The 12539-nt window shown below is 72.7% G+C and carries 11 protein-coding genes; 4 read left to right on the top strand and 7 right to left on the bottom strand.

Annotation, left to right across the window (positions count from 1 at the left end; all coding sequences use genetic code 11):
* Positions 1–36 precede the first annotated feature (36 nt).
* Positions 37–1050, top strand: coding sequence for an anthranilate phosphoribosyltransferase (gene trpD / locus DK412_RS10735; protein ID WP_109971948.1), 1014 nt, complete (start codon positions 37–39; stop codon positions 1048–1050).
* 183 nt (positions 1051–1233) lie between these two features.
* A complete protein-coding gene (gene trpC, locus DK412_RS10730; protein WP_245447561.1) occupies positions 1234–2082 on the top strand; it encodes an indole-3-glycerol phosphate synthase TrpC in 849 nt (282 codons plus the stop codon).
* A 109-nt stretch (positions 2083–2191) separates the two neighbouring features.
* On the opposite strand, the gene DK412_RS10725 is transcribed toward trpC, so the two are convergent.
* The gene (locus DK412_RS10725; RefSeq protein ID WP_109971946.1) at positions 2192–3088 is read right to left on the bottom strand and encodes an alpha/beta fold hydrolase; all 897 of its coding nucleotides are present in this window, start codon (positions 3086–3088) and stop codon (positions 2192–2194) included.
* 633 nt (positions 3089–3721) lie between these two features.
* Positions 3722–4696, bottom strand: a complete 975-nt coding sequence (locus DK412_RS10720; RefSeq protein WP_245447559.1) for a PfkB family carbohydrate kinase — start codon at positions 4694–4696, stop codon at positions 3722–3724.
* Positions 4697–4761: 65 nt separating this feature from the next.
* Here DK412_RS10720 and DK412_RS10715 point away from each other — a divergent pair, with 65 nt between their 5' ends.
* Entirely contained in the window at positions 4762–5541 is a 780-nt protein-coding gene (locus tag DK412_RS10715; RefSeq protein ID WP_109971945.1) for a GntR family transcriptional regulator, read from the top strand.
* Here DK412_RS10715 and DK412_RS10710 read toward each other — a convergent pair.
* From DK412_RS10710 to DK412_RS10695, 5 genes are all read right to left on the bottom strand, one after another.
* Positions 5517–6212, bottom strand: a complete 696-nt coding sequence (locus tag DK412_RS10710) for a helix-turn-helix transcriptional regulator (RefSeq protein WP_162596172.1) — start codon at positions 6210–6212, stop codon at positions 5517–5519. The genes DK412_RS10715 and DK412_RS10710 overlap by 25 nt on opposite strands.
* Positions 6213–6518: 306 nt before the next feature.
* The gene (locus DK412_RS31365; RefSeq protein ID WP_280953980.1) at positions 6519–6650 is read right to left on the bottom strand and encodes a hypothetical protein; all 132 of its coding nucleotides are present in this window, start codon (positions 6648–6650) and stop codon (positions 6519–6521) included.
* A 127-nt stretch (positions 6651–6777) separates the two neighbouring features.
* Positions 6778–7905, bottom strand: coding sequence for a hypothetical protein (locus DK412_RS10705; protein WP_109971943.1), 1128 nt, complete (start codon positions 7903–7905; stop codon positions 6778–6780).
* A gap of 2 nt (positions 7906–7907) precedes the next feature.
* A complete protein-coding gene (locus DK412_RS10700) occupies positions 7908–9563 on the bottom strand; it encodes an acetolactate synthase large subunit (protein WP_109971942.1) in 1656 nt (551 codons plus the stop codon).
* A 158-nt stretch (positions 9564–9721) separates the two neighbouring features.
* Positions 9722–10945: a patatin-like phospholipase family protein gene (locus DK412_RS10695; RefSeq protein WP_109971941.1), complete on the bottom strand. Its 1224-nt coding sequence runs from the start codon at positions 10943–10945 to the stop codon at positions 9722–9724.
* Between the two features lie 487 nt (positions 10946–11432).
* On the opposite strand from DK412_RS10695, the gene DK412_RS10690 reads away from it, so the two are divergent.
* Complete coding sequence (locus DK412_RS10690) at positions 11433–12488, top strand: CoA ester lyase (RefSeq protein WP_109971940.1); 1056 nt, start codon at positions 11433–11435, stop codon at positions 12486–12488.
* The last annotated feature ends 51 nt before the right edge of the window (positions 12489–12539 follow it).

The raw sequence follows: 12539 nt of genomic DNA, 5'->3' as shown, positions 1-12539 counted from the left end.
GCGTAAGCCCGCGCTGAGATCAGGCCCGTACTCGTCATGGACTCGTTCAAGCCCTACCTGGCGAAGGTCGCCACGGGCGCCGCGCTGACGCGCGAGGAGGCCCGCCGCGCCTTCGACCACCTGCTCTCCGGCGAGGTGACGCACGCCCAGGCCGGCGCCTTCCTGATGGCTTTGCACGTCCGCGGCGAGGCTCTGGACGAGATCACCGGTGCGGCCGGGGCGCTGCGCGAGCGCATGACCCGCGTCGCGGCGCCCGACGGAGCGATCGACATCGTCGGCACCGGCGGCGACCATTCGGGCAGCTACAACGTCTCGACGCTGGCGGCGATCGTCACCGCCGCCTGCGGCGTGCCGGTGGCCAAGCACGGCAACCGCGCCGCCTCGTCGCGCTCCGGCGCCGCCGACGTGCTCTCGGCGCTGGGCGTCGGCATCGGCCTCGCCCCCGACCACCTCGCCCGCTGCCTCGCCCAAGCGGGCCTGTGCTTCATGTTCGCCCAGTCCCACCACGCCTCGATGCGCCACGTCGCGCCGGTGCGGGTCGAGATCGGCACGCGGACGCTGTTCAACGTGCTGGGACCGCTCTGCAACCCGGCCGGGGTCTCGGCGCAGCTGCTGGGCGTCTACGCGGCCTCGCTCGCCGAGCCGATGACCCGGGTGCTGGCCGAGCTCGGCAGCCGCCGGGTCTGGACCGTGCACGGCTCGGACGGTCTCGACGAGATCACCACCACCGGCCCGACCGCCGTGGTGGCGCTGGAGGACGGCGCGATCCGCCGCTTCACCATCGATCCGCGGGAGCTGGGCCTGCGCCTCGCCCAACCCGAGGAACTGCGCGGCGGCGACCCGGCGCACAATGCCGGGGCGCTCCGCGACGTGCTCGACGGCGCCCGCACGCCCTACCGCGACATCGGCGTGCTCAACGCCGCGGCGGCCCTGATGGTCGCCGGGCGCGTCGACAGCCTGCAGGACGGCGTGACGCGCGCCGCCCAGGCGATCGACACCGGCGCGGCGCGGGCGGTCCTGGAGCGCCTGGCGGCCGTCTCCCACGCGTGAGCCACCCGCCGTTGCGGCGGAACCCGACACTCGCTCAGCGGAGTTGCCCGGTGCAACTCTGCTCACGTCTTGGTTTTGCATCATGTGAGTCCCCGAACCGGTGACTCCTTTGGCACCGGGCGGTCACGACCGGCAGAGTGATGCATGACATCCCCGATACGCTCCCGAGGGGAGGATACGGCCTTGTCCGACACCGATACGACGTCTCCCGACGGCGAGGACCGGCCGCGCCCGGCCGACGTTCTCGCCCATATCGAGGCCTACAAGCGGCGGGAGATCGCCGCCGCGAAGCTGCGCGTGCCGCTCGCGGAGCTGGAGAAGCGCGCCGCGAAGGCCGCCCCGCCGCGCGGCTTCGCCGATGCGATCGCCGCGCATGTCGCGCAGGATCGCTTCGCGCTGATCGCCGAGATCAAGAAGGCCTCGCCGTCCCGCGGCCTGATCCGCGAGGATTTCGATCCGCCGGCGCTCGCCCGCGCCTACGAGGCGGGCGGCGCCACCTGCCTGTCGGTGCTCACCGACGAGCCCTCGTTCAAGGGCAAGCCCGAATACCTGACGGCGGCCCGCGACGCCTGCACCCTGCCGGTCCTGCGCAAGGACTTTTTGTTCGAGCCCTACCAGGTGGTCGAGGCCCGGGCCTGGGGCGCCGATTGCGTCCTGGTCATCATGGCGAGCCTCGACGACGAGGAGGCGACGGCGCTCGTCGAGACGGCCCACGACCTCGGCATGGACGTGCTGGTCGAGGTGCATGACGAGGCCGAACTCGCCCGCGCCCTGCCGCTGGGCACCCGGCTCATCGGCGTCAACAACCGCTCCTTACGCACCTTCGAGGTCTCCCTCGACAACGCCGTGCGCCTGAGCCCGCTGGTGCCGGCGGACCGGATCCTGGTCGGCGAGAGCGGCATCGGCAGCCATGCCGACGCGCAGGTGCTGGGCAAGGCCGGCATCCGCGCGCTGCTCGTCGGCGAGAGCCTGATGCGGCAGGACGACGTGACGGCGGCGACGAAGCGGCTGCTGTTCGGCGATCAGGCCTGATGCGGTTTCCGGAAGGTTCCTTCCGGAAATCGCATCACCAGTCCGCGCGGCGCTTGAGCGAAGCCGACTTCCGCATCGCGAACGCGATTGCGCAGCAATCGCCGAGCGATCAATCGGAAGTCGTATGAGCCGAGAGGCCCGCGCTCCCGGCGGTCAGGAAGCCGATCAGGGCTTCGTTGACCGCCTGCGCCTCCTCGTGCTGGAGCCAGTGTGTGGCGGCGGGGAAATACCGCACCGCCCCGTCCGTGCAGAGGCGCAGGCTCTCGGCGGCAAGGCCGCGTTCGAGCGCGGTGTCGCGCTCGCCCCACAGCACCAGGACGGGCAGCCGGATCGGCCCCGTCGCCGCATCCCGGGGCAGGCGCAGGGCGCGATACCAGTTCAGCATCGCCGTGATCGCGCCGGGCCGGCGCCAGGCGGCGGCGTAGAGGTCGAGGTCGTGGGGCGAGAAGGCGCCGGGCCGGCTCGACCGGGTCAGGGCGCGGCGCAGCGCAGCGCAGTCGCCGGCGCGCAGCAGCGCCTCGGGCAGGCCTGGGAGCTGGAACAGCCCGACATAGAAGCTCCGCAGCACCTGGCTCGGATGCCGGCGGGCATAGGCGCCGAAGACGTCGGGGTGCGGCGCGTTGAGGATCGCCACCCGCTCCACGCGATCGGGATACCGCGAGGCCACCCACCAGGCGACGAGGCCGCCCCAATCGTGCCCGACGAGGCGGAACCGGTCGTATCCCAGGGCGTCCGCGAGCCCGATCACGTCCTCGGCGAGGCGGTCGAGATGGTAGGCGGGGATGCCCTCGGGCCGGCTCGACTGGCCGTAGCCGCGCTGGTCCGGCGCCACCACCCGCAGGCCCGCCGCCGCCAGCGGGCCGATCTGGTGCCGCCACGCCCACCAGGTCTCGGGAAAGCCGTGCAGCAGCAGGGTGGGCGGCCCGTCCGCCGGTCCGGATTCGGCGATGTTGAGGGTCAGGCCGCGGACCGGGATGCGGCGCGTCGTCGGGTCGGTCGGCGTCATCGCGGTGGCTCCTTACGTGTCCCGCCACGCGTCTCGACGGGCGAGAGCGAAACGCGGCGGTCGCGGATCCCGGTGCTTGACGCTGCGTGAGGCGTTGCGTTGCGGCATCACCTGCGTCGCGGATGCCACAAAACGCGAGCGAACCCTTGCCAGCGAAGCGGGCAGGGCTTAGCTATTGAGTGGCAACGCGGCGATGGCGTCGCAGCGTTGCTGCCCTCTTTGGGCGTTTCCTCCCTAGACTTGGGCCACACCTCGCGTGTGGCCTTTTTTCTTAGGTGCGAGAGCATCTGTCAACGGCCAAGCCGCCGCGATCACGCCTCATTTCACGCGGTTCCGCCTGACCAATCGGGCCCTCGCATCGGGCTGGCGCGAGGCCCGGCAGTGCCGGGCGGGCTCCGTTCACCATTCGTCAAGCACAGGTGCGAATGCGCACTGCGCCGGGGTGCCTCCGGCCCTACACGTCGCCTTGTCTCGCGGTGCAGGAGGTTCGGCGATGATCAGGGAAAAACTCGACGACATCCGGTTCCTCGTGACCCTCGCGACCGTCGCGATGCTCGGCAGCCTGCTCGCCGGCCTGTTCGCGTAAGGCGAAGTCTCCGCATCTCTGAAAAACATCTTCCCACGGGTGGTGCCTCACGCGGCACCCGCGAGCAGGGCCGCGACCGCGGCCCGGTCCGGCAGGGCGTCGAACACGCCCTTGTGGCGGACCACGCAGGCGCCGCACGCCGCGGCGAGGCGCAGGGCCTCGGGCAGCGGGCGCCCCGAGGCCAAGCCGACGGCGAGGCCCGCCGTGAAGGCGTCGCCGGCGCCGAGCGTGTCGACCGCCGCCACCGGAAAGGCCGGCTGCACCAGCGCCGGACGGCCGGCCTCGAAGGCGATCGCCCCGGATGCCCCGAGGGTGATGACGACGAGGTCCGGCCCGCGGGCGCGGAGCGCTCCGGCCAGGGTCTCGAAGGCCGCCGGCTCCGTCGTCCCCTCTGACACCGGCACGTCGAGGGCCGCACCGAACGCTGCCGCCTCGACCGCGTTGACGACCAGGATCGCGGTGTCCGCCAGAATCTCCGGCGCCGGCATCCGGAACGGGGACGGGTTGAGCAGGGTGCGCCGGCCCGCCGCGCGGGCGATCCGAAATGTCTCCGCCACTGCCTCGTCGCCGGCCTCGAACTGCGCCAGGACGAGGGTGCTGCGGGCGATCCTTTCCGCGGCCGCCCGCACCTCTGCCGCCCCGAGCCGGGCATTGGCGCCGGGATGGACCGCGAGGCAGTTCTCGCCCGCGGCGTCGGTGAAGCCGATGCCGGCCCCGGTCGGGCCGGAGAAGCGGTGGAGCATGCCGGCCGGCAGGCCGGCGCGGTCGAGGGCCGGCCCGGCGAGGGCCGCCAGGGGGTCGTCCCCGATCGCCAGCAGGCCGTCCACGGCGCCGCCGAGGCGCCGGGCCCCGACCGCGAGGTTGAGCCCCTTGCCCCCCGGCTCGACCAGGAAAGCCTGTGCCCTCAGTGATTCGCCCGCTCGCGGCAGGCGGTCAACCGTGGCAGAACAGGCAATCACGAAGCTCCCGAGCACGAAGAGAGCCGGATCGGCCACCATGTCGACGCTACCCTCGACGCTCATGTCCCCTCTCCGTCCCGTCGCTTCCGCCGCCCCGGCGCGCGCCTCCCGCATCGGCTGATCCGCCGATGCCCGAGCACCCGTCCGGGCCCGGCCCGGGCCCCCCCGCCCTGACGAGCCTGGTGCGGCTGCGGCACGATACCGCGAAGCCGCTCTACCAGCAGCTGGAAGAGCAGCTGCGCGCGCTGATCGAGGATGGGACGGTGGCGGGCGGCACCACGCTGCCGGCCGAGCGCCCCTTCGCGGAGGCGCTGGGCGTCAGCCGCACGACGGTGCAGCGCTGCTACGATTCCCTGCGCCGCCAGCACTACCTGACGGCGCATGGCCGGCACGGCTTCATCGTCGCGCCCGGCCGCACCCGCCTCAGCCCGGGCATGGACCGGCTCAAGGGCTTCACCGAGGAGATGCGCGAGCTCGGCCGGGTGCCCTCGACGCAGGTCGTCGAGCGCCGGGTTGTCCAGGACCGCTCGATCGCCTCGCTGTTCGGCCTGCCCTCGACCGCGCCGTTCCTGAAGCTCGTCCGCATCCGTTGCGGCGACGGCATGCCGCTGTCGCGGGAGGTGGCGTGGTACGACCTCACGGCGGTGCCGGCCCTCGCCGAGGGTGAGCTCGACGGCTCGGTCTACGCCTTCCTCGGGGCGCACGGGGCGGCCCTGGTGCGCTGCCGCCAGACCATCGAGGCGGCGACGCCGGACGAGGCCGAGTGCGCGGTGTTCGGCTTCACGCAGGCCCTCCCCTGCCTCCTGATCAAGCGCCGCTCCTACGACCGGGACGACCGGATGATCGAGTACGTCGAGGGCCTTTTTCGCGGCGACGCCTACGCCTACCGGCTCGATCTCAGGGCGTGAGTCGGGGCCTGCGCGGCCTCCGCGCAGGCGACCGGCAACTGCACCGCCGCCACCAGGGCGACGAGCTGGCTCTGCTGCTTCGTGCCGGTCTTGAGGAAGATGCGGGCGACGTGGGTGCGCGCCGTGGTGACGCTGATGCCGAGCTCCGCGGCGATCTCGGCGAGGCAGCCGCCGCGGGCGAGCGCTGCGCCGACCTGCGCCTCGGCCCGGGTGAGGCCGAACAAGGTGCGCAACTGCACCTCGATCCGCCCCTGCGCCCGCAGCAGGCGCGCCACCACCACCGCCCGGCCCGGTGTCTCGGGTGCCTTGGCCTCGGCCTCGGCGAGGGGCGAGACGCAGACCGAGACGCCCGGCTCGTCCGGGCTGCCGCTCTCGAGCTGCAGGAAGCCGCCGGCCTCGCCGGAGCGCCCGTCGCAGGCCGCCTGGATCAGGGCATGGAGTCGGGAGCGGCCCTCCGCCTGTCGCGCCCCGAGATGCTTGAACCCCTGAGGCTTGGATCCAGGAGAGCCGTGGCCCCCGGCGGGCTGGCCCGACAAGGCCCCGTCGGGGCGATCGAGCAGGTCCGTCGCCTCCCGGTTGGCGTGGAGGATGTGCCCCTGCCGGTCGACCACCAGCACCGCGAGGGCGAGCGCGTCGAGGGCGGCCGCCGCCGCCGGCTGCCAGGCGGTCACGGCGCGGTGGTCCCGGTGACGCGGCTGCGCCGCCGCCCGTCGCCCGCCCGCGCAGATTCGGCCAGACCGCGTTCGCCCCATCTGCACGCGTGCATCGTCGCCCCCCGGCAAACCTCAGCGATCGAGCGGGCCGCGACCCGTCCGAATCCATATAAGTACCAAAACCTCTGCGGCACAAGATTGTTCATCGCGGTTTCGGCGCCGAGACTAAGTCTGACATGATTGATGCGGCCTAGGCCGGATGCTTGCGTCCGGACTCGATCGCCGCCTCGTGGTCGGGATTGGTATCATCCTTTTGGAGGGGGATCAGCGCCGCTCGCAGGTCGAGCGCCGGGTCTCGGTGTGGCCGCGATGGTCGAGGCGCGGGGAGAACGGGCCGATGCTCGCGATGTTCGAGGCGAAACTCGGCGCCCGGGAGGACGATGACCGGCGGTCCACGCAGTCGATCTTCGGCGAACGCTGCGGAATGGTGCAGTCTTCCCAATGCCGGCCTCGGCGACGGAGTTTCAGCCGTCGCGGCACTGCGACGAGACGACGATGCGGTGCAGCAGCCTGTACGATGGGATCAGGCGGACGCGTCCGCGCGGCGGCGCACCCCCGGCGCCCGGCGCGGCCGCCGCCAGATCAGGCGGCCGAGCGCCGTGCCGGCGCGGCGGCAGAACAGGGCGGCGGCGAGGAACCAGGCGAGGCCGAGCCACAGGCCCTGCAGGACGACCAGCAGGCCCGAGCCCAGCACCAGGGCGCCGCGGCCGAGCAGCGCCAGGACCGCGCGGGTGCGCCCGCCCAAGCGCTCGGACAGGCGGGCGACCCGGCGCAGGTCGTCGGCGTTCTCCGCCACCGCGAGGGCCTGGAGGGTGCCGCGGGCGCCGAGCCGGGCCTGGATCCGGACCGATTGCTCGCCGACGCTGCGGATCTCCCGCAGCGCCCCCGGCCGCAGCACGCTCCTGGCGCCCTGGCGCAGGGCCGCGAGGTCGAGCCGACCGGCCGCCGCGGTGGCGACCGCCAGGGCCTCGCGGTCCAGGGCGGCTCCGGCGCTGCGGGTGAGCCGGGCGGCCAGCGGCCGCGACAGCTTGCCGGTGCGGGCGGCGAGCTTCAGGGTCGTGGTGCCGGCATGGACCGGCACGCTGGTGCCGAGGGACACGATGGTGGCGCCGGTGAGCGCCAGACCGGCGGTGGCGAGGCCGAGGAGCAGCGGGTCGTAGGCCTCGCCCCGGGCGAGCCGCCCGCCCTCGCGCCACAGGTCGCGCAGGTCGCCGTAGCCGACGAGGTCGCCCGCCACCGCGCCGGCGAGCCCGGCCATGCCGGCCCCCTCGCCGCTGACGAAGCCTGTCGCGGCCTCCGCGAGCGCCCGGCGCGGCGCGCCCTCCGCGAGCGCCGCCACGGCGGCCCGCCGCTCGGGCGAGACTGGGACATTCCGCTCCTCGGCCAGCGCCAGGAAGCTTCGGGCGAGGTCCTCGTCGCCCGCCGCGACCGCCGCGTCGAGGCCGGTGCCGATCCGCTCGGAATCCGCGACCGCGGCCAGGCGCACCGTGGCGAGCGCCGCCGGATCGTCGGCCGCCGCGTGCAGGCGCCAAGCCCGCCCGGCCTCCGGCAGGACGAACGGGGCAGCGGCGGCGACACCGGCGGCCCCGAGCAGCAGCAGGCCCCCGGACGCGCGCCGGCGCCAGCGCGGATCCGCCGTCGGACCCTCCACGGCTAGCCCGGCTCGACCTGCGGCGCGTGCCCGCCGAGCTCGTCCACCAGCACCCTCGTGTTCTCGGAGTAATCGACTGGCACCGCCACGAGATGCACCCCGCCCGCCGCGAAGGCGGCCTCGAGGGTCGGCGCTAACGCCTCGGCCGAGTCCACCCGGTGGCCCTTGGCGCCGTAGGCTTCGGCGTAAGCCACGAAGTCCGGGTTGCCGAAGGTCATGCCGTAATCGGGGAATTTGTCGACCGCCTGCTTCCAGCGGATCATGCCGTAGGCGCGGTCGTCGAGCACCAGCACCACGAGGTCGAGGTTCAGGCGCACCGCCGTCTCGAGCTCCTGGCTGTTCATCATGAACCCGCCGTCGCCGCACACCGCCATGACCCGACGCTCCGGATGGACGAGCTTGGCCATCATCGCCGAGGGCAGGCCGGCGCCCATCGTGGCGAGCGCGTTGTCGAGGAGCAGCGTGTTGGCGACGTGGGTGCGGTAGTTGCGGGCGAACCAGATCTTGTACATGCCGTTGTCGAGGCAGACGATGCCGTCCTCCGGCATCACCGTCCGCACGTCGTGGACGAGGCGCTGGGGCGTCACCGGGAAGCGGTCCTCCTCGGCGCGGTCGTTGATGCGGGCGAGGATGCGCTGGCGCATGTCGAGCAGGGCCGGCTCGGGATCGAGCCGTCCGCCGAGCCGGTCGGCGAGCGCCGTGACGGTGGCGCCGATATCGCCCACCACCTCGGCGTCGGGGTGGAAGACCTGCTCGACGCTGGCCGAGACGTAGCCGACATGGATCACCCGCGGCCCGCCCGCGACCCGGCCCATCAGGAAGGGCGGCTTCTCGATCGTGTCGTGGCCGATCGAGAGGATCAGGTCGGCGCTGTCGATCGCCTCGTGGACGTAGTCGCGCTCCGACAGGGCCGCGGTGCCGACATAGAGGTTCGAGCCGCCGGTGACCGCGCCCTTGCCCATCTGGGTGTTGAAGAACGGGATCCGGGTGCGACGCACGAAGTCGGACAGGGGCTCGACGAGCCGCGGGCGGTTGCCGGCGGCGCCGATCATGATCAGCGGGCGCCTGGCCTGCAGGATCATCGCGGCGGCACGCTCGATCGCCGCGGGGTTGGCCACCGGCCGGTCGATCGGGTGCGAGGGCACCAGGGCGACGTCGGCCTCCTCGGCGGCGATGTCCTCGGGCAGTTCGAGGTGGACCGGTCCGGGCCGCTCCTCGGTGGCGACCCGGAACGCGTCGCGCACGATGGTCGGGATCGAGGCGGCGGACACGATCTGGCGCGTCATCTTGGTGAGCGGGCGCATCGCCGCGATCACGTCGACGATCTGGAACCGCGCCTGGCGGGCGCTCATGATCGGCTTCTGGCCGGTGAGCATCAGCATCGGCATCGCGCCGAGATGGGCGTAGGCGGCGCCGGTGGTGAAGTTGAGGGCGCCGGGCCCGAGCGTCGAGATGCACACGCCGGGCCGGCCGGTGAGCCGCCCGTGGGTCCCGGCCATGAAGGCGGCGGCCTGCTCGTGGCGGGTCAGCACCAGCTCGATCTTCGAGGAGCGCAGGGACTCGACGACGTCGAGATTCTCCTCCCCCGGGATGCCGAAGATCCGATCCACGCCCTCGTTCTCGAGGGCGGCTACCAGCAGGTCGGACCCCTTGGCCATCCGGCGCTCCTCCGCGTCCCTGATCGTTGCACCGATCATAGAGGCAAACGGGGCTCCACGACACGTGGAAAAGACTCGTGGAAAAGGCCCGTGCCGTCGTCCCGTGATCGCGCGGCGTCGGGATCCTCTGCGTCACCGCGAGGGCCCGGCCGCCGATGTTACGGCGCGTTGCTGGCGCTGCGCCCCGTCGCGCTGGTGGTGATGGCGTCGGGCGACCAGTCGAAGGCGGTGCCGGCCTTCCCCAGCCGCTCGCCATGGGCGAAGAGCGCCCGCATGTAGCCCTGCTCGAACGGGGCCTGCGAGACCTGGGGGAAGCGCTGGTCGATGGTGGCGACGTGGAGGACCGTCCCCGTGCGCGCCGCGAAAGCCTTGGTCACCGCGATGGCGCCGGTGGTCTGGGCCTTGATCATCGCCGAGAGCGAGCGGCCGAGGATGCTCAGCATCGAGCGCTGGGCGACCTGGAAATCCGGTGCCTGCGAGGTGTTGACGACGACGTAGACCGCCGGTGCCGGCAGGTGATCGTCCCCGGCGGGGGCGTCCGCCAGGGGTTCGAGCAGCATGCGCCCGGGGGCGACGAAGAACGGCGCCGTGGCGCCGCCATCGGCGTGCATCTCCTGGAAGCGCTTGCCCCCGGGGCCGGTGGAGTCGATCATCACCGGCGGGAAGATGCCGGGAATCGCCGCCGAGGCCAGCATTACCTCGCGGAAGAGCTTGAGCGCCGCGGGCCCGCCGATTGCGGCGATGGCGCCCATGTCCCACAGGGTCGGGCGTAAGGAGTCGAGCTCGGTCGTGACGACGAGGAGCCGCCGGCCCTTGCGGTGCTCGGCCGCCACCGCCTCGAGCAGGGCGGGGGTGACGCTGCGTTCAATGCCGCGCTTGAGCGGCCAGGTGTCGGTGAGGCTCTCCTGGCCGCCGCCGAACTCGAACACGTCCGCCGCGGAGGTCTCGGTATAGGCTTTCTCCAAAGCCGCGTCCTGCGAGGCGCCGACGAAGGCGAAGGGGGCGATGAGCGCGCCGGTGGAGACGCCGGTGACGACGCCGAAATCCGGCCGGTTGCCGGCCCGGGTCCAGCCCTTCAGCAGGCCGGCGGCGAAGGCGCCGTTCTCGCCGCCGCCGGACAGGGCGAGCCAGGGCTCGCGCGAGGCCATGGCGGCGCCGTCGAGGAAGGCCCGGAAGGCCACCGGATCGTCGCCCGGCAGCCGCACCGAGGCGGGCAGCCCCTCGGGCCGGGCCGCCGCGAGGTCCCCCGCCGTGAAGCTCGCCCGCACGGTCGAGCGCTGCCGATCCGCCACCGTTCCGGCCTGCGCCGGCAGGGCTGGTCCCAGGGCGAGCGCGATCATCGCGGCGCCGGCAAGCCCGCGCCGATTCATCTCTCGGGACATGGTTCTTGTCCTCCGCCGCCCGCCTCGGCCGTTGAACGCCGGGGGTCCGTGCGCGTTCCCTCCCGCATGTGCGAAAAGGCACCTGCGCACAGGTTTTCCATTGTGCCCGCCAGGTCGTGGCGCGGTGGTCCTCGGCCGACGATCAATCCGGCCGCCGCGCCGGTCGGGATCTGCTGTCCCCTGCCGGCACTCCCGATGATAGCTTCGAAATCAAGCGCCGCAAGTCGACACGCGATGACTTGAGGAAATGAATCTGCAACAAGTCGGAGGACGTCGTGCCCGCCTCCCGGCGGGCGCCGGCGCGGTCCACCTCCTCGAAAGAAGGTCGCTCCCCCGCCGGAAGTGGCGCCCCTCCGGTGCCGGCTCTCCCCCGTCCCGACCATCTGCCGATGCCGGGCCTCTTTACGGCCGCGCCGGGCCTGCACTAACCCTCCGTCACGGCCGGACCTCCGCGAGACCGGCCGCGACGGAGGCTGGAGAGACCCCCATGAAACTGCCGCGCCGCTTCTTCCAGCCCCTGGCTTCCGGGGCCCCGGCCCCGTTCCGCGAGCTGCCGGTGCGCCTGGAGCGCATGATCCACTTCGTGCCGCCGCACAACGACAAGGTGCGGGCCCGGGTGCCGGAGCTGGCGACCCAGGTCGACGTGGTGCTGGGCAACCTCGAGGACGCGGTCCCGGCCGACCAGAAGCTGAACGCCCGCAAGGGCTTCATCGCCATGGCCCGGGACGCCGACTTCGCCGCTCACGGCACCGGCCTGTGGACCCGCGTCAACGCCCTCAACTCGCCGTGGCTGCTCGACGACCTGATCGAGATCGTGGCCGAGGTCGGGGACAAGCTCGACGTCGTGATGGTGCCGAAGGTCGAGGGGCCGTGGGACATCCACTACGTCGACCAGCTGCTGGCGCAGCTCGAGGCGAAGGCCGGCATCGGAAAGCCGATCCTGATCCACGCCATCCTCGAGACGGCGGAGGGCGTCGCCAACGTCGACGCCATCGCCTGCGCCTCGCCGCGCATGCACGGGATGAGCCTGGGGCCGGCCGATCTCGCGGCCTCGCGCGGCATGAAGACCACCCGGGTCGGCGGCGGCCACCCGGATTACCGTGTCATCGCCGATCCGGCGCCGGGCTCGGCCGAGCGGACGAGCGTGCAGCAGGATCTCTGGCACTACACCATCGCCCGGATGGTCGATGCCTGCCAGGCCAACGGCATCAAGGCGTTCTACGGCCCGTTCGGCGATTTCTCGGATGCGGCGGCCTGCGAGGTGCAGTTCCGCAACTCCTTCCTGATGGGCTGCGCCGGCGCCTGGACCCTGCATCCGAGCCAGGTCGCGATCGCGAAACGCGTCTTCGCGCCGGATCCGGGCGAGGTCGCCTTCGCCAAGCGCATCCTGGAGGCGATGCCCGACGGCACCGGCGCGGTGATGCTCGACGGCAAGATGCAGGACGACGCCACCTGGAAGCAGGCCAGCGTGATCGTGAACCTCGCCCGCCTCGTCGCCGCCAAGGATCCCGACCTCGCCCGGGCCTACGGCCTGGAGGCCTAGATCGGGATCGTCGGCTCCCGGTATCGTGAGACCTTCGGGGGTGGGGGCTAC

Origin of the sequence: Methylobacterium sp. 17Sr1-1, assembly GCF_003173775.1 — a bacterium.
Taxonomy (GTDB): Bacteria; Pseudomonadota; Alphaproteobacteria; order Rhizobiales; family Beijerinckiaceae; genus Methylobacterium.
This window is presented reverse-complemented; position numbering and strand designations above follow the sequence as displayed.

What these genes read in the sequence shown, in the direction of transcription:
- DK412_RS10725 (WP_109971946.1), bottom strand. Translation starts at nt 3,088, where the DNA reads ATGACGCCGACCGACCCGACGACGCGCCGCATCCCGGTCCGCGGCCTG.
- DK412_RS10720 (WP_245447559.1), bottom strand. Translation starts at nt 4,696, where the DNA reads ATGAGCGTCGAGGGTAGCGTCGACATGGTGGCCGATCCGGCTCTCTTC.
- DK412_RS10715 (WP_109971945.1), top strand. Translation starts at nt 4,762, where the DNA reads ATGCCCGAGCACCCGTCCGGGCCCGGCCCGGGCCCCCCCGCCCTGACG.
- trpD (WP_109971948.1), top strand. Translation starts at nt 37, where the DNA reads ATGGACTCGTTCAAGCCCTACCTGGCGAAGGTCGCCACGGGCGCCGCG.
- DK412_RS10690 (WP_109971940.1), top strand. Translation starts at nt 11,433, where the DNA reads ATGAAACTGCCGCGCCGCTTCTTCCAGCCCCTGGCTTCCGGGGCCCCG.
- DK412_RS10700 (WP_109971942.1), bottom strand. Translation starts at nt 9,563, where the DNA reads ATGGCCAAGGGGTCCGACCTGCTGGTAGCCGCCCTCGAGAACGAGGGC.
- DK412_RS10695 (WP_109971941.1), bottom strand. Translation starts at nt 10,945, where the DNA reads ATGTCCCGAGAGATGAATCGGCGCGGGCTTGCCGGCGCCGCGATGATC.